The sequence below is a fragment of the Candidatus Paceibacterota bacterium genome (genome assembly GCA_026195275.1).
Lineage (GTDB): Bacteria > Patescibacteriota > Minisyncoccia > Phycocordibacterales > JABMNX01 > JABMNX01.
The window spans coordinates 109727-133878 of the sequence record JAPHQU010000003.1; the positions used below are offsets into that span (position 1 = coordinate 109727).

Annotated in this window: 28 protein-coding genes and 1 tRNA gene; 15 read left to right on the forward strand and 14 right to left on the reverse strand. The window is 49.2% G+C overall.

The features are described from left to right. Nucleotides 1-3: 3 nt before the first annotated feature. The 3 genes from gltX (at nt 4) to OQJ98_02190 (ending at nt 3018) form a co-directional block, all read left to right on the forward strand. The gene (gltX, locus tag OQJ98_02180; GenBank protein MCW9054766.1) at nt 4-1368 is read left to right on the forward strand and encodes a glutamate--tRNA ligase; all 1365 of its coding nucleotides are present in this window, start codon (nt 4-6) and stop codon (nt 1366-1368) included. Further along, on the forward strand, nt 1322-2695 hold the full coding sequence (locus OQJ98_02185; GenBank protein ID MCW9054767.1) for a peptidoglycan DD-metalloendopeptidase family protein: 1374 nt from the start codon (nt 1322-1324) through the stop codon (nt 2693-2695). The genes gltX and OQJ98_02185 overlap by 47 nt, the downstream gene beginning before the upstream one ends. Nucleotides 2696-2799: 104 nt before the next feature. Then, the gene (locus tag OQJ98_02190) at nt 2800-3018 is read left to right on the forward strand and encodes a DUF378 domain-containing protein (protein MCW9054768.1); all 219 of its coding nucleotides are present in this window, start codon (nt 2800-2802) and stop codon (nt 3016-3018) included. Nucleotides 3019-3131: 113 nt separating this feature from the next. Here OQJ98_02190 and OQJ98_02195 read toward each other — a convergent pair whose 3' ends face one another. Continuing rightward, nucleotides 3132-3434, reverse strand: coding sequence for a hypothetical protein (locus OQJ98_02195; protein MCW9054769.1), 303 nt, complete (start codon nt 3432-3434; stop codon nt 3132-3134). Between the two features lie 383 nt (nt 3435-3817). Here OQJ98_02195 and OQJ98_02200 point away from each other — a divergent pair, with 383 nt between their 5' ends. Next, the gene (locus OQJ98_02200) at nt 3818-4207 is read left to right on the forward strand and encodes a DoxX family protein (GenBank protein ID MCW9054770.1); all 390 of its coding nucleotides are present in this window, start codon (nt 3818-3820) and stop codon (nt 4205-4207) included. Between the two features lie 59 nt (nt 4208-4266). Here the strand turns inward: OQJ98_02200 and OQJ98_02205 are convergent, their stop codons facing one another. The 4 genes from OQJ98_02205 to OQJ98_02220 all read right to left on the reverse strand — a co-directional run bounded on the left by OQJ98_02205 (nt 4267) and on the right by OQJ98_02220 (nt 6764). Beyond that, nucleotides 4267-4686, reverse strand: a complete 420-nt coding sequence (locus OQJ98_02205) for a hypothetical protein (GenBank protein MCW9054771.1) — start codon at nt 4684-4686, stop codon at nt 4267-4269. A 316-nt stretch (nt 4687-5002) separates the two neighbouring features. Then, entirely contained in the window at nt 5003-5713 is a 711-nt protein-coding gene (locus tag OQJ98_02210; protein MCW9054772.1) for a TIGR00730 family Rossman fold protein, read from the reverse strand. 48 nt (nt 5714-5761) lie between these two features. Next, a complete protein-coding gene (locus OQJ98_02215; GenBank protein ID MCW9054773.1) occupies nt 5762-6355 on the reverse strand; it encodes an exonuclease domain-containing protein in 594 nt (197 codons plus the stop codon). Between the two features lie 16 nt (nt 6356-6371). Beyond that, entirely contained in the window at nt 6372-6764 is a 393-nt protein-coding gene (locus tag OQJ98_02220; protein MCW9054774.1) for a hypothetical protein, read from the reverse strand. A 28-nt stretch (nt 6765-6792) separates the two neighbouring features. On the opposite strand from OQJ98_02220, the gene rpmA reads away from it, so the two are divergent. After that, nucleotides 6793-7065 (forward strand): 50S ribosomal protein L27, encoded by a 273-nt coding sequence (gene rpmA, locus OQJ98_02225; GenBank protein MCW9054775.1) that lies wholly within the window; start codon nt 6793-6795, stop codon nt 7063-7065. 68 nt (nt 7066-7133) lie between these two features. Here the strand turns inward: rpmA and rplI are convergent, their stop codons facing one another. Together rplI and OQJ98_02235 are read right to left on the reverse strand one after the other, a co-directional pair. Continuing rightward, on the reverse strand, nt 7134-7580 hold the full coding sequence (gene rplI / locus OQJ98_02230) for a 50S ribosomal protein L9 (GenBank protein MCW9054776.1): 447 nt from the start codon (nt 7578-7580) through the stop codon (nt 7134-7136). 16 nt (nt 7581-7596) lie between these two features. Next, a complete protein-coding gene (locus OQJ98_02235; GenBank protein MCW9054777.1) occupies nt 7597-8844 on the reverse strand; it encodes a S41 family peptidase in 1248 nt (415 codons plus the stop codon). 248 nt (nt 8845-9092) lie between these two features. Between OQJ98_02235 and OQJ98_02240 the strand changes: the two genes are divergently transcribed. From OQJ98_02240 to OQJ98_02265, 6 genes are all read left to right on the forward strand, one after another. Beyond that, nucleotides 9093-10007 (forward strand): magnesium transporter CorA family protein, encoded by a 915-nt coding sequence (locus tag OQJ98_02240; protein ID MCW9054778.1) that lies wholly within the window; start codon nt 9093-9095, stop codon nt 10005-10007. A gap of 8 nt (nt 10008-10015) precedes the next feature. Beyond that, a complete protein-coding gene (gene cysS / locus OQJ98_02245; protein ID MCW9054779.1) occupies nt 10016-11536 on the forward strand; it encodes a cysteine--tRNA ligase in 1521 nt (506 codons plus the stop codon). A gap of 116 nt (nt 11537-11652) precedes the next feature. Continuing rightward, nucleotides 11653-11976 carry a hypothetical protein gene (locus tag OQJ98_02250; GenBank protein MCW9054780.1) on the forward strand — a complete coding sequence of 108 codons (324 nt, stop codon included), beginning with the start codon at nt 11653-11655 and terminating at the stop codon, nt 11974-11976. 79 nt (nt 11977-12055) lie between these two features. Beyond that, nucleotides 12056-13429: a replicative DNA helicase gene (gene dnaB, locus OQJ98_02255; GenBank protein ID MCW9054781.1), complete on the forward strand. Its 1374-nt coding sequence runs from the start codon at nt 12056-12058 to the stop codon at nt 13427-13429. 11 nt (nt 13430-13440) lie between these two features. After that, nucleotides 13441-14049, forward strand: coding sequence for a toprim domain-containing protein (locus OQJ98_02260; protein MCW9054782.1), 609 nt, complete (start codon nt 13441-13443; stop codon nt 14047-14049). Between the two features lie 48 nt (nt 14050-14097). Then, entirely contained in the window at nt 14098-14547 is a 450-nt protein-coding gene (locus tag OQJ98_02265) for a hypothetical protein (protein MCW9054783.1), read from the forward strand. Between the two features lie 56 nt (nt 14548-14603). Here the strand turns inward: OQJ98_02265 and rplU are convergent, their stop codons facing one another. From rplU to OQJ98_02280, 3 genes are all read right to left on the reverse strand, one after another. Next, on the reverse strand, nt 14604-14945 hold the full coding sequence (rplU, locus tag OQJ98_02270) for a 50S ribosomal protein L21 (GenBank protein MCW9054784.1): 342 nt from the start codon (nt 14943-14945) through the stop codon (nt 14604-14606). A 329-nt stretch (nt 14946-15274) separates the two neighbouring features. Then, entirely contained in the window at nt 15275-16369 is a 1095-nt protein-coding gene (locus OQJ98_02275; GenBank protein MCW9054785.1) for a DNA recombination protein RmuC, read from the reverse strand. A gap of 12 nt (nt 16370-16381) precedes the next feature. After that, the gene (locus OQJ98_02280; protein ID MCW9054786.1) at nt 16382-19069 is read right to left on the reverse strand and encodes an HAD-IC family P-type ATPase; all 2688 of its coding nucleotides are present in this window, start codon (nt 19067-19069) and stop codon (nt 16382-16384) included. 63 nt (nt 19070-19132) lie between these two features. Between OQJ98_02280 and OQJ98_02285 the strand changes: the two genes are divergently transcribed. From OQJ98_02285 to OQJ98_02295, 3 genes are all read left to right on the forward strand, one after another. Continuing rightward, nucleotides 19133-19585, forward strand: a complete 453-nt coding sequence (locus tag OQJ98_02285) for a GatB/YqeY domain-containing protein (protein MCW9054787.1) — start codon at nt 19133-19135, stop codon at nt 19583-19585. A gap of 62 nt (nt 19586-19647) precedes the next feature. Beyond that, the gene (locus tag OQJ98_02290; GenBank protein ID MCW9054788.1) at nt 19648-19866 is read left to right on the forward strand and encodes a hypothetical protein; all 219 of its coding nucleotides are present in this window, start codon (nt 19648-19650) and stop codon (nt 19864-19866) included. Between the two features lie 108 nt (nt 19867-19974). Further along, nucleotides 19975-20325, forward strand: coding sequence for a hypothetical protein (locus OQJ98_02295; GenBank protein MCW9054789.1), 351 nt, complete (start codon nt 19975-19977; stop codon nt 20323-20325). Nucleotides 20326-20365: 40 nt separating this feature from the next. On the opposite strand, the gene truB is transcribed toward OQJ98_02295, so the two are convergent. The 3 genes from truB to OQJ98_02310 form a co-directional block, all read right to left on the reverse strand. Further along, complete coding sequence (gene truB / locus OQJ98_02300) at nt 20366-21013, reverse strand: tRNA pseudouridine(55) synthase TruB (GenBank protein ID MCW9054790.1); 648 nt, start codon at nt 21011-21013, stop codon at nt 20366-20368. 1 nt (nt 21014) lies between these two features. After that, complete coding sequence (locus tag OQJ98_02305) at nt 21015-21965, reverse strand: calcium/sodium antiporter (protein MCW9054791.1); 951 nt, start codon at nt 21963-21965, stop codon at nt 21015-21017. A 139-nt stretch (nt 21966-22104) separates the two neighbouring features. Then, nucleotides 22105-22623, reverse strand: a complete 519-nt coding sequence (locus OQJ98_02310; GenBank protein ID MCW9054792.1) for a DNA-3-methyladenine glycosylase — start codon at nt 22621-22623, stop codon at nt 22105-22107. 122 nt (nt 22624-22745) lie between these two features. On the opposite strand from OQJ98_02310, the gene OQJ98_02315 reads away from it, so the two are divergent. Then, nucleotides 22746-23420, forward strand: a complete 675-nt coding sequence (locus OQJ98_02315) for a hypothetical protein (GenBank protein ID MCW9054793.1) — start codon at nt 22746-22748, stop codon at nt 23418-23420. A gap of 471 nt (nt 23421-23891) precedes the next feature. Here the strand turns inward: OQJ98_02315 and OQJ98_02320 are convergent. Beyond that, a tRNA-Glu gene (locus OQJ98_02320) sits at nt 23892-23963 on the reverse strand. Nucleotides 23964-24152: the final 189 nt, after the last annotated feature.

Consider the following 24152-nt stretch of genomic DNA (forward strand, 5'->3'; position numbering starts at 1 on the left):
GTTATGTTTTTTCTAAAGAAACTATTTTCATCTAAAAAAATGGTCACGCGCATCGCACCAAGTCCGACTGGGCTTTTCCATGTGGGAACGGCACGCTCAGCACTCTTTAATTATCTTGTTGCTAAAAAATATGGAGGTGAGTTTATCGTGCGCATTGAAGACACTGACCGAGAACGCAGTAAGCCCGAATACGAGAAAGATATCCTTGATGGCATGGAATGGCTCGGACTTTCATGGGACGCGCTCTATCGCCAGTCTGAACGGACCGATATTTACACGAAATATCTTAAAAAACTCATCAGGAGTGGTCATGCGTATATCTCTAAAGAAGAAAGTAAAACAAAGCCGGGGGAGACAGTCGAAGTGGTGCGGCTCAAGAACCCCGGTGAAGACGTTACTTTTACCGACCAGATCCGCGGGGAGATAACGTTCAATACTGCCGAGCTAGGGGATTTTGTCATTGCGAAGTCACTCACCGAGCCGCTCTATCATCTTGCGGTTGTTGTTGACGACTTTGAAATGGGAGTGACCGACGTGATCCGCGGAGAAGACCATGTCTCAAACACCCCACGACAGATCCTTATCCAGCGCGCTCTGGGCATCAAGCAACCAAAATATGCCCATATTCCACTCATTTTGGCCTCAGATCGCTCAAAACTCTCTAAACGGAAGGGAGCAACCTCTATCACCGAATACCGCAAATTAGGCTACCTCCCCGAAGCGCTTGTGAACTACCTTGCGCTCCTTGGCTGGAATCCGGGAACCGAGAAAGAGGTCTACACGCTCGACGAGCTTGTGTGTGACTTCTCACTTGAACAGGTGCAGAAAGGTGGTGCTATATTTGATACCCAAAAACTTAACTGGTTCAACAAAGAACACGTCAGGGGGTTGCCGCACGAAAAACTTCTCTCGCTAATCGAGAGCGCTCTCCCGAAGCGTGTGAAGGAACTGCCACAATACTCAAAAGAACGCTTAGATAAAGCGAGCAAGGTGTTCATTGAACGTGTTGAGTCTCTCAGTGAACTCACCGAGCTCGCTGAAGCAGGGGAGTTTGATTACTTTTTTGACACCCCCAAGATGGAAGCAAAACTCTCTTGGAAAGATGACCCAATAGAGAAGAGTACTGGGAACCTCAGCGGTGTGCTTGAGCGTATTGATGTGGTTCCAGAAAACACATTCACCGCTAGCTCAGTAAAGGAAGCTGTTTGGGATTTTGCGGGAGAGCAGGGGAGGGGGTCAGTGCTCTGGCCGATGCGTGTCGCGCTCTCAGGAAAAGATAAATCTCCCGACCCATTTGAGCTCTCTGAGATACTCGGGAAGGATGAGACAAGTAAGCGCTTGCGAGACGCGTATGAAAATAGACTTTAATATTACACAAACCCTGCTTGCGATACTCATGCTGGCATCCTTTGGTGTTGGTGCTTCGTTCGTGTCCGCACAAAGTGTGGATGAGCTTAAGGGGCAAATCACTGATTACAACACGAAGATCGCTGAGCTTGAAGCCGAGATCGCCAAGTATGAAGCACAGCTTTCCGAGATTGGCGGAGAGAAACAAACACTTCAAAAAGCTGTTGATGAACTCCGCGTGTCCCGCAAGAAGCTTCTCACCAATATACAGATCACGCAGAACCGCATCTACTCAACCACACTCCAGATCGAGGAGTTGGGAGGCGAGATTGTCGACAAACACAGCAGAATCGAGAACGGGGCAGAGGCGGTCGCGCGTTCTCTTCGTCACATCAATGAACTTGAGTCACAGTCGATGATTGAAGCGGTACTCGGACACGATACTCTTAACGAATTCTGGGATGATCTTGAGACCATCCAACAGTTCCAAACCAGGATCGCTGCCGAGGTGCGGGAACTCATTAGGCTTAAGACGGAGCTTGAGACAACGAAGAAAGCGTCTGAGCGAAAAAAGGCTGAGCTGACGAATTACAATACCGAACTCTCAGGACAAAGAGTGGTACTCGAAGGCACGCTCTCTGAGACAAGCGTAAAGTTTAAGAGAACCGCACAAAAAGAGTCCGAGTACCAAGCGCTTCTCAATGAGAAAATAGAAGCTCGCGAGAAATTTGAGAGCGAACTCCGCGATATCGAGTCACAGCTGCGCGTCATTATCGACCCGAGTAGCATCCCACCAATCGGCGCTGGGGTGCTTCGCTGGCCGTTTAGTGAATCATATATGTCAAAGTGTCCTTCGTATGAAGGTTACCTTGGCAATATCTATTGTATTACCCAGTACTTTGGCAACACGCCATTTGCATCAAAGAACCCACAAGTCTACAACGGAGGAGGACACAGCGGTGTCGACTTCCGCGCCTCAACCGGAACCAAGGTACAAGCAGCACTCGCCGGTACTGTCGTTGAAACCGGAGACACCGACCTACAACGCGGTTGTTATTCATATGGAAAATGGGTCCTTATTAAACACAACAACGGACTCTCGACACTCTACGCACACCTCTCACACATCTCCGTGCGTGCGGGAAAAGGAGTCGGAACTGGAGAAGTGATTGGCTTTAGCGGAAACACCGGTTACTCAACCGGCCCACACCTCCACTTTAGTGTCTTTGCGAGTCAGGGTGTCCAAGTAGTACGCCTCGGAGACGTGAAGAAAATCACCAACTGTAGTGATGCACGCATACCAGTTGCGCCACATGACGCGTATCTTAATCCGCTTTCATATCTCTAGGGTTTGACCTGTGGAATACTTTGTTGTGCTTCAACACCCTGGATGGGAGAATTAGTATAGGTCGTATTTATACGTTTCTACAAAGTACATATAGCTATATGGATATGCTCAATAAAGCTGCGTGGCTTCTCGTCGTCATTGGCGCACTCAACTGGCTCCTCTTCGCTCTTACCGGAGCTGATGTTGGATCATGGGTTGGTGGCATGGACGGAACCATTGCAAAAGTCATCTACATCCTCGTAGGACTCTCAGGAGTATGGATGATCGTCTCAAAATTCATGGGAGGCGGATCAGACATGAATACGGGTGGTCAGCAGATGTAATCTCCACTACCATTCACTCAAAACACCCCGCATCAGCGGGGTGTTTTGTTTGTAAAAAGAAAACCCACCCACAGAATTACTGGGGTGGGGTAGAGAGAGGTCATCTCTTTTGTTTAGTTACCATCCATGAACACAGGACTGGGGAAGTGAAAAGTCCGCGGCTCAGTCTTCTCTTCTTCTGAGAGCGGAGTCACCGTAAAGCTGGTCAACACTCTTACATCAGGGAGCTTTACGGACGCATCAGAGTCTGTCAGATCCGCATAGAATTGCGAGGCGGGAATGAATTTATAGTGCCGCTCCACCAGAGCCTCTTCCTTCATATCGCCCTCCAAGGCAGCAAGCATCTGGAGAAGAAGCCACGTTGGGTCTATGGGTTGTTCTTCCGTGACACTCGATATTTTCTCTTTTTCAGCCATAACACCGGCCTCCTCTAGGTCAAAAGCACTTCTAGAACAACTAAACACTAATGGGACAGGGGAGTCAACAGGTAGAAAGAAAAATCCCACAACAGGTGTGAATCGAGAATGCAATCTTCAGGAAGCAAATCGCGGATGTAAGGAAAGTCAATAAAAAGAAAAATCCTATATAAACCTATATAAAGCTGTAAGGACTCTGTTGATGCGGAGTTTTTTCTTATTCCTTATCAGATGTACTTTTATAGTAGTTTATTAGAGCGCAAAAGATATATTGTGCGACACTTAGGTAATTTAAATATATCCACAGATAAAGGATCTCTGCTCTTCTCCCCTTGTAATAAATTGCCTACACTAAAGATATTACCCCCCTATTAATAAATGGCATGAAAGTATTAACTACACTAGTCCCTTGGGCACCACTTGTTGCACGTGTACTCGTCGGCGGTATGTTTGTTATGTCTGGAATGGACAAAGTTACGAACTTTACTGCAGTAGTCGCCTTTGCCGGTTCAGCCGGTCTCCCCTCACCCGGCGTGGCTGTTGCCATTGCAATTGCGGTTGAGGTCCTCGCCGGACTCTCGGTGCTCCTCGGGTATCGGATTTTCTGGGGCGCAGTGGCGCTTGCCGTGTTTACCGTAATTGTCTCATTCGTCTTTCATGGAGACTTCACCGACCAGATGCAGCAGATCATCTTCACCAAGAATATGGGTATTGTCGCGACGCTCCTTTATATGATGCGCTTTGGCTCCGGCAAACTCTCAATTGAGAAGTAATCCCCTTTCCACAAGACAAATACAAAACCGCCCCTCTCGGGGCGGTTTTGTATTTCTTTTTATCGGGCGAGTGCGAGCGTCTGAGTGCCCCAACATTTCTTTGAGTACTTCCAAGGCTTAAGCCCCATGGTCTCATAAAGGTGTCGTGCATATTCAAGATTACCCTCCAGTGTGTAGAGGTCAATGCCCATCTCGAGCGCATCATGTAGATGGTACTGCTCGTTGATTTGCATCACCCCGACATCGCGCCGGTTTTCCTCACCGCGGAGAGTGTTCCCGTCTTCGTCATACTGACGAAAACGAGACTCACATTGCGCAACTTCCGCCATCTCCGGAATATCTGAGAAGTATACGCGAACGTACTGCTCAACATATGCTGAAGACTTCTTAAGTGACGCTATCTCCCCTGCCTGAACCGCTTCCGCAGAGGAAGGGCTTGTGACTGCGGTGATCATAATTGCCAAAAGTGTAATAATCATAGATTTTTTTGGTCTGGTAACTTGTCTTACACGACAAAGGCGTCATATAAAACAAAAAACTCGGCGGTGCCGAATTTCTTAAATTCTAACATATTTATACCTTTTGTCAATACTCCACAATAGATCGGGGTTCGCGTCAACCACTGACCACCGCGTGGCTTATATAAGCCCTCTTATGAAGTTCATGAGCGTTATCGCCGTACTGGCGACACCAGAAATTAGTGCCAACGATTGTTTATCTTGATACCACTTTTTTGCTCGAGAAGACATGTTGTATGCTCAATTATATCTACGACCCTATAAGGTGTCTCTTCTGTTATACACACACCTTGTCCATGATAGCCTCATACGCCTCATCCACCGAATCAACAATGGTAAAGAGGTTCATGTCACCCGGAGATATGGTCTGGTGTTTCTCCAAGAGCTCTTCCTTAAGCAAAGTCACTAATGGCGTCCAATACTCTTTACCAAAGAGAATAATCGGGATCGGCTCGATCTTTCGTGTCTGCACCAATGTGACGATCTCAAAGAATTCATCAAGTGTACCAAAACCACCGGGAAAATAGATGTATATTTCTGACGCAAATGTAAGCATTACTTTTCGTGAAAAGAAATAATGGAAATCCTTTGCTTCAGTGGTGTAGTGGTTTGCTGACTGTTCCTGCGGGAGAGAGATATTCATACCAACCGAGTGCCCGCCTGCGTCATAAGCCCCTTTGTTGGCAGCTTCCATGATGCCGGCTGCGCCACCGGTGATGATTGCGAACCCCGAACGTGAAAGCCGACCGGAAAGTTCTGTCGCTAACTGGTACTCTTCACTGTCTGGTAGGCTACGAGAAGACCCGAAGAAAGTTGCTGCTAGGTCATACTTTTCAAGTATCTTTAGTCCTTCAGTGAATTCGATAGCGATCCTTCCGACTCGCTCAGCGATAGACTCTTCTTCTCCGTTGCGCGGGTATTTCAGTCGATTGATTGCGCAGATCTTTAGCTCCTCTTCCCCTTCTCGTTTTATCTTTTTTCCATCCATAGTTCTTATGCTAATTTCATCCTATTGTACCTCATATTCTACTGTGTATCACCCGTTGAGCCACGGAATATCGAAACTCTCAAACTGTGGGAGGAGCTTCTTGTCGTAAAGCAGACGTGAGGCGACCTCCGCATGCAAAAGTGCATCCTCGAGGGCGTTATGTGCCCCAGCCCGCCCAGGGACCCCGACATACTGTGCAATCGTATCAAGATCGAGTGCCGAGCGATGCTTCTCCGTTGGCGGGGTAAGCCCGCGGCGCACCATGTGCATATAACAGAGTGTGTGCGTGTCGAGTGTACGGTACGCGAGCGGCCAATCGAGCTTCGCGCGCTCAGCTCCCGCCTTAATGAAGTCGCGGTCAAATGACGGGTTCTGCCCCGCGAGTGTCCGATCGTCAGTGTCCCCCACCCACGCGAGGAACGCTCGTACAATCTCAGCTTCGGTCTTCTTGCTCGAATCGGTGACTTCCGCTTCACTGAAACCACTAACCTCAAGGGCTCCATCCATGATGTGCGCACCATCCCAGATACGACACTCGTCATAGAACTGGTTGGTGGGATTATTGAAATCGAGTGCTCCGATTGAGATAATCGAATGTTTGTGATACTCAGTTCCTGACGCTTCAATATCGAGAATGATCATAGAGATAGTTTATCATCTATTCCAACCCTTCACAGTTAGACGCGGGAATATACCCTGCGGCCCGAGCAGCAGCGGCCGAGGGAAAAGTGACCTTATTCACCTCAGCAATGCGCTGCGCACCGGAACACCACGGAAAGTGGTACTTATCGCTGTTTTTTGACCCAACCACCGCCTCAGACCCGGTGATTAGGACACTTTTCGCCTCCCCCACCCCATCAGTAACTGAAGCACTCTGTATTTCAGGATCCACTATAAAAACCGGGACTTTCTCGACCTCAAGTGCTGAGAGTCGCCCAAGTCCAAAGCCGGCTGAGCCTACAAGGATCACAATAGCCACGATTACCAGATCTGCCGGTGGAAACATGAAGAAACCCTTGATTTTTACGAGCATTTCTCGTATACTCTCCATACTAAATAAGTATAGCAAGCAAAGAAGTATGGCACATAGAAAAGCGGGTGGTACAGCAAAAAACCTGCGCGACTCAAATCCAAAATATCTTGGAACAAAACTCTACGATGGCGCGATGGCAAAGATCGGCTCTGTTATCGTGCGCCAGCGCGGCACCAAGATCCTTCCCGGCAAGAATGTCGGACTCGGCAAGGATCACACTCTCTTTGCACTCAAAGAGGGTGTGGTGAAGTTCCGCAATCAACGCAAAATCCGCTTCGACGGAAAGAAGCTTGTGAAAAAGGCAGTTGATGTCGTGTAAATAAATCTCATCTCAAAATAAAACCACCCGATACATATCGGGTGGTTTTTGTTTTTCTTCCAGAAGATCTATTCTACTGCAGTGACGACAAGTTTGAATTTTGCTGATTGGTTGCCGATAGATACGCTGATGACATGCTTCCCCGCTTCCTTGATTGGTCGATTAAGGTCGATTGACCCCTCTGGCAGCGTAATGTTTGTCTGCTTCTCTAGTTCTTTAAGTATGTCTTTCTCGGTTAAGCCTTTGAAAAGATATCCCTTTTCATTTGCCTTAACAGGAATCTCAAGCTCAAGCGACTTGAGTTCCTTAAGCTCCTTCTCAAGGAGGTCCGCCTGAATCTGCTCTTCTGCAGACTCATCTTTCTTCTGTTGCTCAATCTCCTTTATACGTTGTGGTGTTGCACGCTCTGCAAGTTGATTAGGAATTAAGAAGTTCATTGCATACCCGTCAGAAGCCTCTTTCACCTCATACTTCTTTCCGGTCCCTTTCACATCTCTGAGTAAGATAATTTTCATAATATTTGATATACGTTTATAGAGAGAGTAAGAATTCAGCAGCCTCTTCAGTCTGTCGGTCCACACCGGATTCAACGTCCTTTGCGGTGAGCTCAACCACAAGGTCCGGCTCAAGACCCTCATCAGAGATCGAATTGCCATTCGGTGTAAGCCAACGCGCAACCGTGACCTTAAGAGTGGTGTCGTCAGTGATACTCACCAATTCCTGAACTGAACCTTTGCCGAACGTCTGCTCGCCAATCAGTGTCGCGACACCGTGTTCCCGAAGGGCACCAGCGAGGATTTCGGACGCCGATGCTGAACCTCCGTTAACGAGGATAACCATCTTTAGGTTGTCGTTGAATACATCGTATCCGCGCGAGCGGTAAACGGTTGGTTTCTCATTCGGTCCGAAATTCTCCTCAACCACTACTTTGCCCACCGGCAAAAACCAGCTCGCCATATCTACCGCTATTTCAAGATAACCACCCGGGTTGCCACGCAGATCAAGCACCAGCTTGTCCGAACCAGAGAGAATAAATTCCCGAAGTGCGTCACGGAAAAGATATTGTGACACCGCCGAGAAGTTGTAAAGCTGTATCACGAAGACTCCATCGTCGCGAAGCCCCGCACCGTCTCCTGGGTCAGTGCTGATAGTGGGGATCTGTATCACATCACGGACAACCGGTATAAAGAGAGGTCCAGGCTCTCCGTCTCGCGCTATGGTGAAGACCACCTCAGTTCCGCGTTCACCACGGATAAGCTTTACTGCCTGCTCCACAGAAAGTGCGTGCGTGTCTTTGCCATCTATCTCAATGATCCGATCTTCACTTTTGATGCCTGCGCGATATGCTGGTGTATTTTTAAGTGGCGCAACAACAGTAAGCACACCATCGCGCACCGCAATCTCCATACCCACCCCCTCGAAGTTGCCACTGATGTCTGCCTCAAATATCTCCGCGTCAGCCGGTGGGAAAAAGACTGTGTGGGGATCACCGAGTGAACTTGCGAGCCCCTGAATCATACCCCATACTCGGTCTTGGTCGCTCGCCATGTCAGTGCTCGATGCTGAAACATACTTCTCTTCAAGAACATTCCAGGCACGCCACACCGGAGTAAAATCAACATCAGCAGGCTGTTCCGCGGATCCTGGTGAGACAACAGAGGCGACACCGGATCGCCACAGATCTTCACCAACGTACACACCAAAACCAAAGGCGCCGACAACAAGGAAAAGCGTTGAGGAGATGAGGGTGGTGCGGTTGTATCCTTGGATAGATTTCATAGCAGTACAAGTTGGATTATTAGCAACGCAGAGTGAGCGAAATGAGAAAGCTTTGCTTTCTCATTTCCGAGCCGAGGCACTAATATAAGATGTAGTGCTCTCATTATCGCAAAATCATCCCCCAAAATCAATCACAGGGTCTCTCGCCTCCTCGTGACCTCCTCCATCACAGGAGTGTCGCGTGTCCGGTGCATTGTCTGTGTATGGTGTCGTTGTAAGAACACGCATGAGTGGTATACAATACATACATGATATCAGTCTATAAGCACAAACATCTCACCTGGGTCGACGTTGAGTCCCCTACTTCAGATGAGGTGCGCGAACTCATGGAAACCTACAAGGTAGATCCACTGATTGCCGAAGAGCTTCTCCTCCCAACACTCAAACCGCGAGTCGAGGTATATCCCAATTTTATCTACCTCATCCTCCACTTCCCTGCCTTTCGCCATACACACACCGGCGACCCCAACCAAGAGGTCGATTTTATCATTGGAAAAGATTTCATCATCACCACACGCTATGACAGCATTGACCCACTACACAAATTCTCAAAGGTCTTTGAGGTAAATTCAGTCCTTGATCGAAGCGATATTGGAGAGCACGCCGGCTACCTCTTCTTTTATATGCTCCGTAAACTCTATAAGTCTATCGAGCATGAACTTGAGTACATTACGGACTCGCTTGAAATCATCGAGGAGGATATCTTTGAAGGGAAAGAAAAAGAAATGGTGGTCGCACTTTCAAACGTGAGTCGTGACCTGCTTAACCTTAAGCAAGCGCTCAATCCGCACCATGAAGTTCTCAGTTCATTCTCTGATGCGGGGAAAGTATTCTTCGGAGAATCCTTCGGCAAGCACATCAACTCAATCATGGGTGAATATTACCGCATAAAGAATCAAGTCTCGGTAAACCTTGATACCTTACACGAGCTCCGAGAGACAAACAATTCACTTCTCTCCACGAAACAAAACGAGGTTATGAAGGTTCTCACGATTATGGCATTCGTCACCTTCCCGCTCTCGCTCATTGCATCTATTTTTGGTATGAATACTGCGTACATCCCCATAGTTGGAGGACCGCACGACTTCTGGATAGTGCTCAGCATCATGGGCGTTGCCACTTTCTTCATGTTTGTATTCTTTAAACGAAACCGTTGGCTGTAAATCCCAGTATGTCTTTTTCACTTTTCTCATTTCTCAACTTCAAGAAAGATACACACGCCGACACGCCGAAAAAAAAGTCTGCGCCACTTTTTCTTTATAACACTCTCTCAAAAGAAAAAGAGGTCTTCAAGCCGATCCGCCCTCACGAGGTCGGGATGTATAGCTGTGGGCCAACTGTCTACGACTACGCACACATTGGCAATTTACGCACGTACGTGTTCTCAGACGTACTGCGAAGGGTGCTTGAGTACAACGACTACAAAGTGAAGCATGTTATCAATATTACCGACGTTGGACATCTTACTTCAGACGAAGACGCGGGCGACGATAAGATGATGCTTGCCCTCGCGCGTGAAGATCTTCCGGCGACGCTCACCAACATGAAAAAAGTTGGGAGCATCTACATGCGCGCGTTCAAGGATGACCTTAAAGAACTCAACATAAAAACACCATCTGCTTATCCTCGCGCAAGTGAGCATGTGGAGGGACAGATCGCCTTTATCAAGACTCTCGAAGAGAAAGGCTACACATATACCCTTAAGGATGGCGTATATTTCGATACAGAAAAATTTGCTGCGTACGGCGCACTTGGCGGCATTAGCAAAGAAGAGAGCGAGACAATTTCTCGCATCGGTAAAAAAGAAGGTAAGCACCGCCAACAGGACTTCGCGCTTTGGAAGTTCGGGAAGGACACCACCCCCTCTGGGAAACCCCTAGGATGGGAGTCGCCGTGGGGCGTAGGCTTCCCGGGCTGGCACATTGAATGTTCCGCCATGTCGACTCAGTACCTCGGCAAACACTTCGATATCCACACAGGCGGCATCGACCACATCGCGATCCACCACAACAACGAGATTGCGCAGACCGAAGCGATTACCGGCAAGAGATTCGTGAACTATTGGCTCCACTCGGCATTCCTCACCGTCGATGGTAAAAAGATCTCTAAATCACTCGGCAACACCTACTACCTCCGCCACGTCATTGATCGTGGATTCGCACCTTTTGCGTTTCGCTACTGGCTTTTGACCGCGCACTACCGTTCAGAGATGAATTTCACCTGGGATGCGATTGAGGGTGCGTACACCGCCCTTGTGAAGCTCCATAAGCAATTCCTTGATCTCGGTGCGCGAAACGGCACCATTAACCAAAAATATAGCGCGCGCTTTCGTGAAGCAATCAATGATGACCTCAATACCCCAAAAGCGATTGCGATCCTTTGGGAGCTCGTGGATGATGACACTGTAGATAAAAAAGACAAACGCATAACCATGCTTGATATGAACCGTGTCTTGGGTATTGGTCTCATTGAATCGTACAAACAAATGAAGAATATGCTCGCTGGCGAAACCAAGAAGATAGAGGTCAAGAAAGCGCCCGAAGAAGTTCAAGAGCTGATAAAGGAACGCGAAGAAGCCCGCGAGAAGAAAGACTGGAGCGCTGCAGATACACTCCGTAAAGAGATCGCAGAGAAAGGATACGATGTCTCCGACACGGAAAAAGGACCTGAGCTGACAAAACGTTCTGCATAGGTTACTATCTTCCCAGACCCATTGGAGGATTAAAGGAGGATGCAATGTCCTTAAGAACTGACAGGTTAAAAACTGACAGGCTCCACGCCTTAGCTTGGACCCTTATTATATTGGTCATGTCGGTCGGATTGGGGTTGACCACCTCTCTCATTGTTCCGGCACTTAACGTGTGGGGACATATCTTCTTTACGCTAGTCTTTTTTGGAATCCCGGCCCATCTGATGAGGCACCGTTACTATGGGCGTGTCGTCGTCTATGCGGGCATGGAAAGCGGCCCGCTAATCGCACTGGGGATACCTTTCCTGATATGGCCCTTTGCCTATCTCTTCCTCGGACAGTTGATCTGGTGGGGGGGGGTTCTGGTGGCGATTCTGTTCATTATGCTGGGTATTTTCTTCGTATACAAAGGTCTCTTGGAGGGGCCTATCTACGGATGGTAGAACACAATCCCCAGGTAAGTCACATAAAGCGCAGGATAGCAATATCCTGCGTTTTTTTGTGTGTGATAAGATAATCCTAATGGCAAAAGAACTCAGACTCCCCCCACAAGACATTGATGCTGAAAAGGCACTCCTTGGATCAATCATGCTGAAGCCTGAGGCGATGCATGAGATCGTAGATTTGGTACGCCCGGAAGCATTTTACAGTGAGAAGCACCGCATCATCTACACAAACATGAATGAGCTTCTCGAGAAGAATGAGCCAATCGACATCCTCTCTCTCTCAAGTAAATTAAAAGAAAAGAAACAGCTCGATTCAGTTGGCGGTGGCTCCTACCTCAGTGAGCTGGTCAATTTCGTGCCGTCTGCAGCAAACATCAAACACTATGCGGACATAGTGCAGAAGAAGGCAATGATGCGTAACCTTATTGGCGCAGCAGACCATATTAGCGAACTTGGCTATGAAGAAAGTAACGATATTGAATACGTACTCGATAGCGCACAATCAAAGATCCTTGAGGTAACTAACTCCCCCACACTCCAGAAATTCGTCGAGATCAAGGATACCCTTGCCGAAGCATGGGAGCGCCTTGAACACCTCCACCGGTCGAAAGATGAGATACGAGGTGTCAGGAGTGGTTTCCGAGCGCTCGATGATCTTCTCGCCGGATTCCAGAAATCAGACCTCGTCATCCTCGCCGCGCGTCCGTCAATGGGGAAAACCTCACTCGCTCTTGATATCGCCCGACAAGCGGCGGTCCACCACAAGGTGCCGGTGGGTATCTTCTCACTTGAGATGAGCTCACAGCAGCTCGTTGACCGCATGCTCGCGGCTGAGTCACACGTCAATGCCTGGAAGCTCCGCACCGGAAAACTCTCCACTGATGAAGAGTTCGACAAGATCCAAGAAGCACTCGGCACCCTCTCGCAGGCGCCGATTTATATCGATGATAAGTCTTCAAGCAACGTTCTTCAGATGCGCGCAATCGCACGCCGCCTCAAGCATGAAAAAGGGCTCGGGCTCGTCATTATCGACTATCTCCAGCTCATTATGCCGACCAACTCGCGCAACTCAGACTCTATGGTTCAGCAAGTAACCGAAATCTCACGCGCACTTAAAGGAATGGCACGCGAGCTTGATGTGCCGGTTATTGCACTCTCTCAGCTCTCGCGTGCAGTTGAACAACGCCGTGGTAAGCCTCGTCTCTCCGATCTCCGCGACTCCGGGTCGATTGAGCAGGACGCCGACGTGGTCATGTTCATCCACCGCGATGACCGGATGAATGAGAATTCAGACCGCCCAAACATTGCCGAGATCCTTGTTGAGAAGCATCGAAATGGTCCTGTCGGCAGTGTTGAGCTCTACTTCGATGACAGACGATCGACTTTCCTCTCAATCGATAAGAGCGACTTCCATGGTGCAGAATCATCAACAAACACGGACGATTTCTAGACGCAGTCTCTATGAATACTATTCACAAACTAACCCAGCTTTTTACACGCTTTCCGGGGATTGGTCCGCGCCAGGCCGGCCGTTTTGTCTATTTTCTACTCGCCTCCCCGCAGAGTTATCGCAATGAGCTCGTTGAATTAATACGAACACTCAAAGAAGAAACGAAAGTCTGCCCCTCGTGTATGCGTTTTCACTCGGGTCAGGGCGAATTATGCACGGTGTGTGCCGACTCAAGTCGCGATGCATCATCCCTCATGCTCGTTGAGAAGGATGTTGACCTCGACAATATAGAACGAACCGGCAGCTACACCGGCCGCTACTTTGTAATTGGTGGCACCGTCCCGATACTCGACAAGACACCTGAGCGCTCAATTCGAGAGAAGGAACTCCTTGAGGTGGTGAAGGAACGCACCGGAGAGGGACTTAAAGAGATTATTCTCGCGTTCTCAGTAAATGCCGAAGGAGAGAACACCGTGAATCACGTGCGGAGACTGCTCACTCCCCTGCTTCAGCAGCACAAGATAAGACTCTCGACTCTTGGACGCGGCCTCTCCACCGGTTCTGAGCTTGAATACTCAGATAGCGAGACCATCAAAAGCGCACTCAAGAATCGTGCTTAGAAAAACATTGAAGCCTCCTGCTCTATGTTATAGTAAAATCAATTACAAATGAATGAACTATTAATAATTCAGACAATCCTAGTTGCTGCGGCCATTATATCTGCCGTGGTGGCCGTAGCTGCTTGGCTTCAAAACAGACAAGTTATTCGCCTGGCAAATACCCCGATATTAATCCCAACTTTCAGGAGGGAGAGGAATGGAGAAAATGAAAATGTAAGAGTTAGAATAAACAACAATCATGACAGGGGTATAGCCCAGCATGTTAGTGTTAGGATTTTTGGTGGCAAGCTTACTCGAGAAGAATCAAAGACTGATGAGTTTCTTGCTCCAGGCTATGGAACCGACATTTATATACTAGCGGGTAATCCAGACGGTTGCCGATTTGAAGTGAAATACCAAAACATCTTTAAGCAAGAAGTACAAGTTTGTGGATCCGTCCATGAGGTGACAAGAGGACATTTTGACCTTCAGAGTATCAATTTCCTGATAGATTTCTAAACAATTACTCCTTATTATTAAAAAACCGCCCCTCGGGGCGGTTTTTTCTTTCTCTATTACTTAAGCGCGTCAATGCGTACTTTTGCGTATGGTTGACGGTGTCCGTACTTTCTCATGTATCGGCTCTTTGATTTGAACTTGATGACGTTGATCTTCTTTGCTTTCCCCTCTTCAACAAATGACGCGGTAACCTTCGCCCCATCGATATAAGGAGTACCGACAGTCGTCATGTCTTTACCATTGTCTACCAAGAGCACGTTCTCAAATACAATCTTGTCCCCTTCTTTGTGCTCTGCGGGAAGCTTTTCAATAGTGAGAACATCACCAACAGAGACCACATACTGCTTGCCGCCGGTCTCAATCACCGCGAATTCCCCAGTATCTGGAGTGTTTTTCACGGGCGCCTGCTTGGCTGGAGCTGCTTTCTTTTCAGCCTCCTTTGCGTCCTTCTTTGGCGCTCGCTTTGTCTCTTTTTCTGTTACTTTCTCAGCTGTCATAGTGGTGGCTATAATACCCAAAAACCGCCAAAAAAGCAACACTTCCCGATACCACCGGAGCCCTTTGCACCACCAATCTGCATCTCAAATCTTAACGTCGACGTCAAAAACAAAAACGCCAGGCACACCTGGCGTTTCTCTGAATGTGGCGCTCCTCAGCCATAAAAAACGCCAACCTGAGGTTGGCGTTTTTTGTAGGTGCCAAAGGGGCCAAGAGTGCGTAGTGGAGACTAATCCTCCTTCTCCGGCCTCCCTACCCCAAGCGCTTCGATGCCAACATCCGAGCCGGTGATGCGGAGTACGTCCTTGTCGATCTTACCCAGCTCCTTCTGTGCGCTGTTGTAGTGGTTCACGGTTGTCCCCAGTGAATTGCCAAGCTTCTTGAAGTACTCATCATACGCCTTGAGGTGTCGTGAGAGGTCTTCCACCTGCTTACCAATCTGTTTTGCGGACTCCTCTACCTTGAACGCACGGAAACCGTAAAGTACCGACTGGAGGTACGCCGCAAATGTTGTCGGCGAGACGATGATTACGTTCTTGTCTTTGTATGCATAGTCGATGAGCGAGCGGGTATTTACCTTAACTGAACCGACCTCGTTAACCAAAAGATCGTAGTAGATTGCCTCAGCAGGTATGTACATGAACGCAAACGGGAGTGTGCCGTCTTTAGGGCGAATATATTTCGCAGTCTCGTCAATTCGCTTCTTAAGATCATTCTTAAATTCTCTCTCAAGCACCTCACGTTGCACATCATCAGTCTCATCCGCAAGCCGGCGATAATTGTCGAGTGAGAACTTCGCATCAATCGGAATAAGTCCATCTTTCGTCTCAATGACCGCATCCACGGTCTCCCCTCCCGGGAATTGGTACTGTGTCTTATACGCGGTTGCAGGCAGAATATTCTCAAGCGCGAGCTGAAGCGATGCTTCGCCGAGGTTGCCGCGCTGTTTCTGGTTTTTGAGCACCTTCTCGAGGTTCTGAAGTTGCTCGGCAACAGTGAAGACTTGTTTGGAGGATTCTGAGACCTCAGTCACTCCTTTCACAACACTCATAAGCCGCTCACTGACTTCTTTATTGATATCGCGCATCAACCGCTGACTCTCGGTGAATTGGGTCTTCACCGACTCACGCATGGTCTCGGTGCCTTCACCGAGCTTGCGGTCCATAGTATTGCGAAGCTCCTGGAGCTCGCGTTGCATAAGGAGGATACCCTCGCGCTCGCCCGCCCCGTCATTTTTTTTACCTTTTAAAATGAACCACAAGATAAAGGCATTGAATATTACAACGATGAAAATGAGAAATGCGAGAGCGGTGAAGTCGATCATGTGCTCATTCTATCACCCTCTCTTGCGCCGCTCAAACAAGAAATATTTGGTGGTTTCAATAACAAGAAGGTTGAACAGGCCGACTCCCACAAGAGCTATCCACTCAAAAAGTGATAGCGGAACGAGCGAGAGGAGCTTCTGAAGCGGTGGCAGCGTTGCCGCACCAACGAGGAGTACGGTACTTACGATAAGCGCACGAAAGAGGTACGTATTGCTAAAGAGACGTATCTTCCAGATCGGATAATGCAGGTTCTTGAACGAGAAGGCAAAGAATATCGAATCAAGTGACAATGCAATAAACATGAAGGTGCGCACCTCATCAATAGGAAGGTTAAGCGAGAGCAAGAAGAAGTAGAGCGCGACCAAGAAGACACTGGTAACAACTGCAATGATGGCGATCAACTCTTTTACCCGAGTGGTAAGGATTCGTTTCGAAAGATTATCGCGTGGATCGCGACGCATAACACCTCGCTCAGCACCCTCAAACGCAAACGCAAAACTCATGAAGCCTTCCTCGACAATATTTGCCCAAAGGATCTGCCCTGGCAAAAATGGAAGCGGTGCACCAACAGCGAGCGCACTTCCGATTACAATAATCTCACTAAACCCGGTTGAGAGCAGGTATGAAACGATCTTCTTAAGATTATCAATAATCCGCCGCCCTTCTTTGATCGCACCCGTAATAATCGAAAAACTATTATTGATCAATACAATGTCACTCGCTGCCTTTGCCACCTCAGTGCCACTTCCAACCGCAATGCCGATATCCGCGCTCATAAGCGCTGGTGCGTCATTTACCCCATCACCGGTCATCGCAACCACCTCACCGTGGTCCTTGAGGACGCGGGTGATATGCAGCTTGTGTTCAGGGAGTACGCGCGCGAAGATCGGCGTATGCATAACCGCATCGTACAATTCTTCGTCAGAAAGCCGTTCAATGTCACTGCCGGTAAGTACCCCGCTCTCCTCGTCGGCTATCCCGGTCTCAAGCGCAATTTGCCGCGCGGTCTTTGCGTTGTCTCCCGTTACCATAACCACCCGCACACCAGCACTACGCACTTCGCGGATTGACTCGGCAACGTCGGCACGTACCGGGTCGGAAAAAGCGATCAGACCAATAAACACAAGACCCTGTAAGACCGCTTCATCCGGATCATTGGTCGGAATCACATCAAACCCAACATCTCGCTTAGCAAGCGCAATAAATCGATACCCGTCAGCACTCATTGATTGCTGCCAGCGCATAAACCGCTCTCTTGACTCAGGAGTGAGGCGACGCGACTTCCCTTCATAGAGCAGGTGTGTTGACCGCTCCAAGAGCGGCTCCGGTGCGCCACTTACATACAAGACGTTCGACGTCTTCCCTTCTCCGCTATGAAGAGACGCCGCAAAACGCCGCCGTGACTCAAACTGCAAAAAATCAAGTCGCGGCGATTCTCGGAAAATACCCTCTTGCAAGATGCCCACATCTACTCCGGCAGACACGAGCGCTTTCTCTACAGGTCGACCGTGGATGATAATCTGCTCTTCCTCCTCTTCCCCGGCAGACCCTTCACGTCGCTCGATAAATGCATCAGATGCCAATATGGCTGACCTAAGGAGGGTGTAATTATCTCCAATCGAATCTGTGTTCTTGTGGTCCATCCCCTCAAGAGTATAGAGACCACTCACACTCATCTTCGCCTCAGTGAGCGTCCCTGTCTTGTCGGTAAGAATGATCGTTGTTGAACCCAATGTCTCGGCAGCAAGGAGATTACGCACCAGACCACCCCGCTTCAAGATTGATTCCATACCGACCGCAAGCACAACAGTAACCGCTGCCGGCAACCCCTCAGGCATTGAGGCGATCGCAATCGCGACTGTGATCAGGAGCATGTCGACAATCGTCTCTCCGTGGAATACCCCAAGGAGAAAGATGAGCGCTGTCGCGCCAAGGATCACATACAAGAGGAAACGAGCGATGTACCGGACATTCTGCTGTAGCGGCGTACGACGAACCTCAACCAACTGGAGTCCTGAGGCAATACCACCAACTTCGGTCTCGTCTCCAGTCTTGACCACAACCCCCGTTCCATAACCGGAAGCGACGAGTGTTCCCATCCACACCATATTGTCCCGCTCAGCAAGAGGTGTCGCTTCCTTGTGGATTTGACCGGCATCCTTTCGCACAGAAACCCATTCCCCCGTAAGCGCCGCCTCGTTCATATACATGTCCCGGTCATGTATCAGGCGCATGTCAGCGGGAGCGGACATGCCACCTTCCAGAATCACCACGTCCCCAGGAACAATACTGATTGCGGGGACGACCATGCGCCGTCCGTCACGCAACACGGTTGCTTCTTTGCTTTGTGATGCGTTGAGCTTGTTGAATGCCTGCGACGCACGACGCTCCTGAAGAGTTCCCACGGCAACATTTATGAAAAGCGCCACCACGATGACGAGCGCATCAAGATACTCTCGCAAAAAGAGCGTGAGGAGCCCCGCCACAAGCAAGATAAAGACCAACGGGTTCCCAAACTGATTCAACATCAAGCCAAAGACTCCACGCACTTTCTCCTGGGTCAGTTTGTTCTCCCCGTAGGAGATAGTGCGAGAAGAAACTGTTCCCGCCGAAAGGCCCTGGTTGCGATCAGTTTGGAGTATCTGTAGGACCTCTTCTTCAGAGAGTGTGTGCCACTGGTGTGACGAGTTGTTTTTCATTGCCTCTTCAGTATATCAAAACTATCATTGAATATGCGGCACAAACTGTTAAAATAGAATCATATGTTATCTCAAGATATCCGAAGTGAATTGACTGTAGCAATGAAAGCGCGCGATGAGGTCCGTCTGCGAGTTCTTCGTGGACTTCTTGCAGCGTTCACCAACGAGCTTGTCGCAAAAAAACAGAAGCCGGACGCGCAGATCTCTGACGACGACGCACTCGCGGTTATTAAGCGCGCAGTAAAGCAGCGACAAGATTCTATCGAGCAATTTGAAAAAGGCGGTCGTGCTGATCTTGCGGATGTTGAGCGTGCTGAGCTCGAGATACTTGAAGCCTACCTCCCTGAGACAATGAGCAAAGACGCAATCGAGGAAGTCGCCCGCGCTAAGAAAGAAGAACTTGGGGTCAGCGATAAATCAAAGATGGGTATCCTTATGGGGGCGGTCATGGCAGAGCTCAAGGGCAAAGTAGACGGCAAAGACGTCAAAGATGTCGTGGAAAGCATTCTCGCGTAGGTTGACAAAACTTATTTTTGTGTAGTATAATTATAGTAGATTAACATTGTGGGAGACCGACAATGGACGAACACATTCTAGAAGAGGCATGTAAGCTCATCGAAACCATGGGCTACACACCGGAGGACGCTGCGAAGAAGGTGGTAGATACGGACCTTCCCGAATCCGCACGGGAGATACTGATGAGGGAGGTCGTAGAACACCCGAACACACAGCGGGCTCACAGAAAACTTGAAGAGGCTCGGGAAGCATATAAATCTCTTTCGCGTCGCTTCGGATAAGCAAGCAGTTTCTGAGCAACACCATGTGGTGTCAGCAGAGACTGCTTTTCTTTTTTGTTTGTTGTGTATAGAATCAAAGACAGACACAACTGAAACACGGAGGTCTCAATGGGCTTTACTAACGATGAGGTGGTTAAGGCTCGCAAAGCGGTGGAGAAAGAGACAGGACTCACGCTGAGTCATGAGCTTCTCTACTCACTCGTGAGGAAGGTTGAAGAGAACAAAACTCAGATGTCCTTCCCTGAAGCACTTCGTTTTGCGCTTAACACACTCAACATCCACGAGGAGGAGACCCGGAGCGTATACAAAAAAGCAGTCGGTAAACTCTTCGGAAGTCATGGTGGTAGAAAAGCAGCACGAAACCGAAGATCCGGACCCCCTCCCCAAAAACGCCCTCGTCCAACTGTGGTAGGAACGATTGTGGAAGAAAAAGGGGGACAATTCTCTTTCAAAGTATAGAAGCGACCTGCGGAAGCAGGTCGCTTATTTTTTGAGACATTCACTCGAGGCGCTCAGCATCCTCGACATTAAACTCGCCAACTTTCGTACGGCGCAGGTCGTTGATAGTCGCGGGGTATCCGAGCTTACGACCAAGCTCTTCGGCAAGCGAGCGGATGTAGACACCACTTGCCACGTCAAACAGGATGCGCAAAGTCGCCCTTCCCGCACTCACCTCGATTTTCTCTAACTCGGCGCAATACACCTCCATGTCACGAAGCGGCGGGGTAACCTCTCTACCTGCGCGCGCCTCCTTGTAGAGACGCTTCCCACCCATCTTTACCGCTGAGTAAACAGGAACTGGAAGCCGCAACACACCAACCATACTTCTTAGAGCATTTTGCACATCTTCTTCTTTTAGATATTCAACCGTCTTGCTCTCGATCACCTCCCCTTCCCTGTCTCCTGTGCTTCGCCGCTCCCCAACAAGCACGTCAGCAACATAAGTTTTAGGAAGCCCGATCAGATCGTTGAGCTTCTTTGTCGCCTCCCCAACCCCAATCAGCATCAGACCACTTGCGAGCGGGTCGAGTGTCCCTGCATGCCCCATCTTCTTCACGCCGAGCCGCCTTCTGAGTCGTCTGATAACGTCAAATGAGGAGATGCCTCTTGGTTTATCAATAAGAAGGATGTTGTTTGTCTCTTCCATACTATATATTCATCATAATAAGAAAGAGGTATACAAAATAACTCAATACAAGAAGGATTCCTTCTCTGCGAGAAAGCACGCCGCGCTCGCCAGTGAAGAGCGCGAGAACTGCGACAACAACCGCAACGATGACAGCAATGATGATATCGAGCGCGATGTGTTCAATGACCGCAATTGGTTTAATGAGCCCTGTGATACCCAAGATACCAAGAAATCCGAATATATTTGAACCGATAATATTACCAACCGCGATTCCTTTCTGTCGTTTCATTAGTGCAACAAGCGAGACCGTCAACTCCGGAAGAGAGGTGCCGACACCGACCACAGTAAGCCCAATGATAACCGGCGACACCGAGAGAAAATGAGCTATCGCCTCAGCTCCAGAGACGACCCACTGACCACCAACGAAAACTCCAATCATCCCCACAAAGAGCATCACTACTGAGGCAAATGTTGCAAACACCTGATAGTCTCCCTCGTCACCCTCAATTGCTTTGCGTTTAAGCATAAAGACGAACCAGATCACGAATATTACAGAGAGCAGCACACCCTCGAGACGTGTGATCCCCACAAAATCTTGGTCACCCAGGATCGGCAACAGCACAACTAGCGAGGACGCAAAGACCGCACCAATATTAATGAAGATATCTTTATACCACTCCCGCCGTATAAAGATGGGAGAGAAGGCCGCTACCAATCCCAGAATGACGAGCAGATTGAAGGTGTTCCCGCCAATGATCGCCCCAATGCCGATATTGTTCCCCGCAAATGAAGATGAGATACTTACCGCAAGTTCAGGAATCGAAGTGCCAAGACCAACAATTACGATTCCAATGACCCATGAAGAGATCTTGAGGATGCGCGCAATCGAGACAGCACCACTAACGAGGATGCGCGCACTCGTGATAAGGATCGCAAAACCAACAATAAAAAGTAGAAGTTCGAATGCCATATGCACCAAGTATAAAGTTAAAAGTTGGAAGTTGCTAGGCGGAGCCTGGTCCGATTTCACCGAAAAAGTTGAAGCTGAAACAAAAAATCTTGACGTCCGACGTCAAGATTTAATGAGAGCACGCCCAGGGAGACAGTGTTTAGTCTTTAACAACAAAGCGATACGGTTTCTCCGTCCACTCCTCAGCAGAGCGGATACCGATACGTGGAGTACGTACGATATCATCTTTCTTGATCTTTACCCCCCGGTCTTCGACCCACAGACCCGCGTCTTTACCCAACTGCTTCCTATTGAGTGTACGAGTGATACTCAGTTTTTTGGTAAGCCGCCCTGGTCCATTGATCTCTGAGACACCTCGAATGAGGACCGCGGCCGGATACTCCAACGGCCCCGTAACAATATTGAGCATATAGTGCATGCCATACGTGAGGTACACATAAATAGTCCCCGCCTCACGGAACATCACCTCGTTGCGCGCCGTCTTCCCACGATGAGCGTGCGACGCTTTATCCTCAAAACCATCGTACGCCTCGACTTCAGTGATCAGGTGCCTATATTCTTTCCCGCAGATCCTCCGCACCAAGATCTTTCCAAGGAGCTCCTCCGCCACAGTAGGTGTCGGACGTGCGAAGAATGTTGGTGTCAGTTCTTTATTCATGTGGATAGTATACACAGTATACACGCATTGACACCATACGGTATCGTGTTACTATACTTTAGTCACACGATAGGTGACATCCGCTACGGCGGTTTTTTGTTCTTTATGGAAAGGAGTTCGCAGTGAACGATCAAAATAGCATGCAGGGCGGCATCGGCGAGACAAAGCCGTTCCAACAGGTCATTCTTGACATGTTGGATCCAAAAAACAAGAACGAATATGCGGTCTCAACCGCACAAGGACTATTCCTTGCTCGCGCCGCGTTCGCGGCACTCACCACACACGTCTTTGCGACCGAGATATCGGGTACTGAAGATCTGGAGAAGATACTCGCCTACCAAAGGATGGCGGCAGAAAATCTCCAGATCACCAGTGAGACACTCGATGCGGTGCTCGACATCATCGAGTTCCGATCAAAAAGCAATGAGATCAACCTCAGCCTCCACCCGGCGCACCAGACTCTTGTGAAGATCCTGATGACGCTCGGTACCAAGGAGTGTCTGGTATCAGCAACCGCGCCAATCGTGGTGATGGGTGACGATGCGAAGAAAGGGGTGTTCAACACCCTTTGCGATCTCGTCACCAAAATGGACATACCCGGATACGCGCAGCAAAGTCTTCTGGACGCACTCAACGAAAATGGTTGGCGTCTCGGCTTCAACCTGGACAACACACACTTGGTTTCTGCGACCGATTCGCTCAAACGGCGAATGGGCATCAACACGGAAGACACTGCTTCGGCCGACTTTGACGTCGTCTCGAGACAGCCGGATGCGGACAATATCGCGGCTCAATAAAAACTCCTTTCATTCACCCTCTTTCACAGAAGGTACACCCCGCCCACCGAGGTATTCTCGGTGGGCGGTTTCTTTTTTGATAGCATCTTTTGTATTATGTAGATGAGTCGCCACCTCAATGAAGTCTCTTCATTGAGTGCTGGCGTCCTCGGAGGGGGCGGACTCGATCTGCTTGTGCATGCAACGTGCACACCCCGTAGCGACCGTTCTGCCCCCTCCACCCCACCCTTCCCGGCGTCCACACGCCGGGTTTTTTATTTTTAACTGGTGACCCTACGGGGAAGGCGTCAGGTTTCTAAGCTCTCGCCACACCCCATAGGGTGTGGCAATCACTAAGAACCTCCTGCCCGGACTCGGCGACAAGCCTCCGCCTGCGGCGGATCTTGTATACCGCCTCCGTCTTTCGATTCCCCGTAGGTAACCCTGCAGACACTAAAAAGCCGATGCTTTGCATCGGTCTTTTAGTGTCTGTGACCCTACGGGGAATCGAACCCCGGTTTCATCCGTGAGAGGGATGTGTCCTAGCCGCTAGACGATAGGGCCTAATAGTACTGCTTTTATTCTGAGTGTCCAATGAGAGTTTGTGCATCTCACCCAGGACACATCCCTCTACGAGGGCTTGCCCTATCGTCTCGTAAACATCGACGATTTCCTCGCGGTTGCGAGGAACCGGATGAAAAGCAAAGCAGTTTGCTTTTCATTCCAATAGCCGCTAGACGATAGGGCCAAATT

Excerpts from the sequence above, each read along its gene's own strand:
- gltX (MCW9054766.1), top strand. The coding sequence starts at position 4 with ATGTTTTTTCTAAAGAAACTATTTTCATCTAAAAAAATGGTCACGCGC.
- OQJ98_02185 (MCW9054767.1), top strand. The coding sequence starts at position 1,322 with ATGAGACAAGTAAGCGCTTGCGAGACGCGTATGAAAATAGACTTTAAT.
- OQJ98_02190 (MCW9054768.1), top strand. The coding sequence starts at position 2,800 with ATGCTCAATAAAGCTGCGTGGCTTCTCGTCGTCATTGGCGCACTCAAC.
- OQJ98_02195 (MCW9054769.1), bottom strand. The coding sequence starts at position 3,434 with ATGGCTGAAAAAGAGAAAATATCGAGTGTCACGGAAGAACAACCCATA.
- OQJ98_02200 (MCW9054770.1), top strand. The coding sequence starts at position 3,818 with ATGAAAGTATTAACTACACTAGTCCCTTGGGCACCACTTGTTGCACGT.
- OQJ98_02205 (MCW9054771.1), bottom strand. The coding sequence starts at position 4,686 with ATGATTATTACACTTTTGGCAATTATGATCACCGCAGTCACAAGCCCT.
- OQJ98_02210 (MCW9054772.1), bottom strand. The coding sequence starts at position 5,713 with ATGGATGGAAAAAAGATAAAACGAGAAGGGGAAGAGGAGCTAAAGATC.
- OQJ98_02215 (MCW9054773.1), bottom strand. The coding sequence starts at position 6,355 with ATGATCATTCTCGATATTGAAGCGTCAGGAACTGAGTATCACAAACAT.
- OQJ98_02220 (MCW9054774.1), bottom strand. The coding sequence starts at position 6,764 with ATGGAGAGTATACGAGAAATGCTCGTAAAAATCAAGGGTTTCTTCATG.
- rpmA (MCW9054775.1), top strand. The coding sequence starts at position 6,793 with ATGGCACATAGAAAAGCGGGTGGTACAGCAAAAAACCTGCGCGACTCA.
- rplI (MCW9054776.1), bottom strand. The coding sequence starts at position 7,580 with ATGAAAATTATCTTACTCAGAGATGTGAAAGGGACCGGAAAGAAGTAT.
- OQJ98_02235 (MCW9054777.1), bottom strand. The coding sequence starts at position 8,844 with ATGAAATCTATCCAAGGATACAACCGCACCACCCTCATCTCCTCAACG.
- OQJ98_02240 (MCW9054778.1), top strand. The coding sequence starts at position 9,093 with ATGATATCAGTCTATAAGCACAAACATCTCACCTGGGTCGACGTTGAG.
- cysS (MCW9054779.1), top strand. The coding sequence starts at position 10,016 with ATGTCTTTTTCACTTTTCTCATTTCTCAACTTCAAGAAAGATACACAC.
- OQJ98_02250 (MCW9054780.1), top strand. The coding sequence starts at position 11,653 with ATGTCGGTCGGATTGGGGTTGACCACCTCTCTCATTGTTCCGGCACTT.
- dnaB (MCW9054781.1), top strand. The coding sequence starts at position 12,056 with ATGGCAAAAGAACTCAGACTCCCCCCACAAGACATTGATGCTGAAAAG.
- OQJ98_02260 (MCW9054782.1), top strand. The coding sequence starts at position 13,441 with ATGAATACTATTCACAAACTAACCCAGCTTTTTACACGCTTTCCGGGG.
- OQJ98_02265 (MCW9054783.1), top strand. The coding sequence starts at position 14,098 with ATGAATGAACTATTAATAATTCAGACAATCCTAGTTGCTGCGGCCATT.
- OQJ98_02275 (MCW9054785.1), bottom strand. The coding sequence starts at position 16,369 with ATGATCGACTTCACCGCTCTCGCATTTCTCATTTTCATCGTTGTAATA.
- OQJ98_02280 (MCW9054786.1), bottom strand. The coding sequence starts at position 19,069 with ATGAAAAACAACTCGTCACACCAGTGGCACACACTCTCTGAAGAAGAG.
- OQJ98_02285 (MCW9054787.1), top strand. The coding sequence starts at position 19,133 with ATGTTATCTCAAGATATCCGAAGTGAATTGACTGTAGCAATGAAAGCG.
- OQJ98_02290 (MCW9054788.1), top strand. The coding sequence starts at position 19,648 with ATGGACGAACACATTCTAGAAGAGGCATGTAAGCTCATCGAAACCATG.
- OQJ98_02295 (MCW9054789.1), top strand. The coding sequence starts at position 19,975 with ATGGGCTTTACTAACGATGAGGTGGTTAAGGCTCGCAAAGCGGTGGAG.
- truB (MCW9054790.1), bottom strand. The coding sequence starts at position 21,013 with ATGGAAGAGACAAACAACATCCTTCTTATTGATAAACCAAGAGGCATC.
- OQJ98_02305 (MCW9054791.1), bottom strand. The coding sequence starts at position 21,965 with ATGGCATTCGAACTTCTACTTTTTATTGTTGGTTTTGCGATCCTTATC.
- OQJ98_02310 (MCW9054792.1), bottom strand. The coding sequence starts at position 22,623 with ATGAATAAAGAACTGACACCAACATTCTTCGCACGTCCGACACCTACT.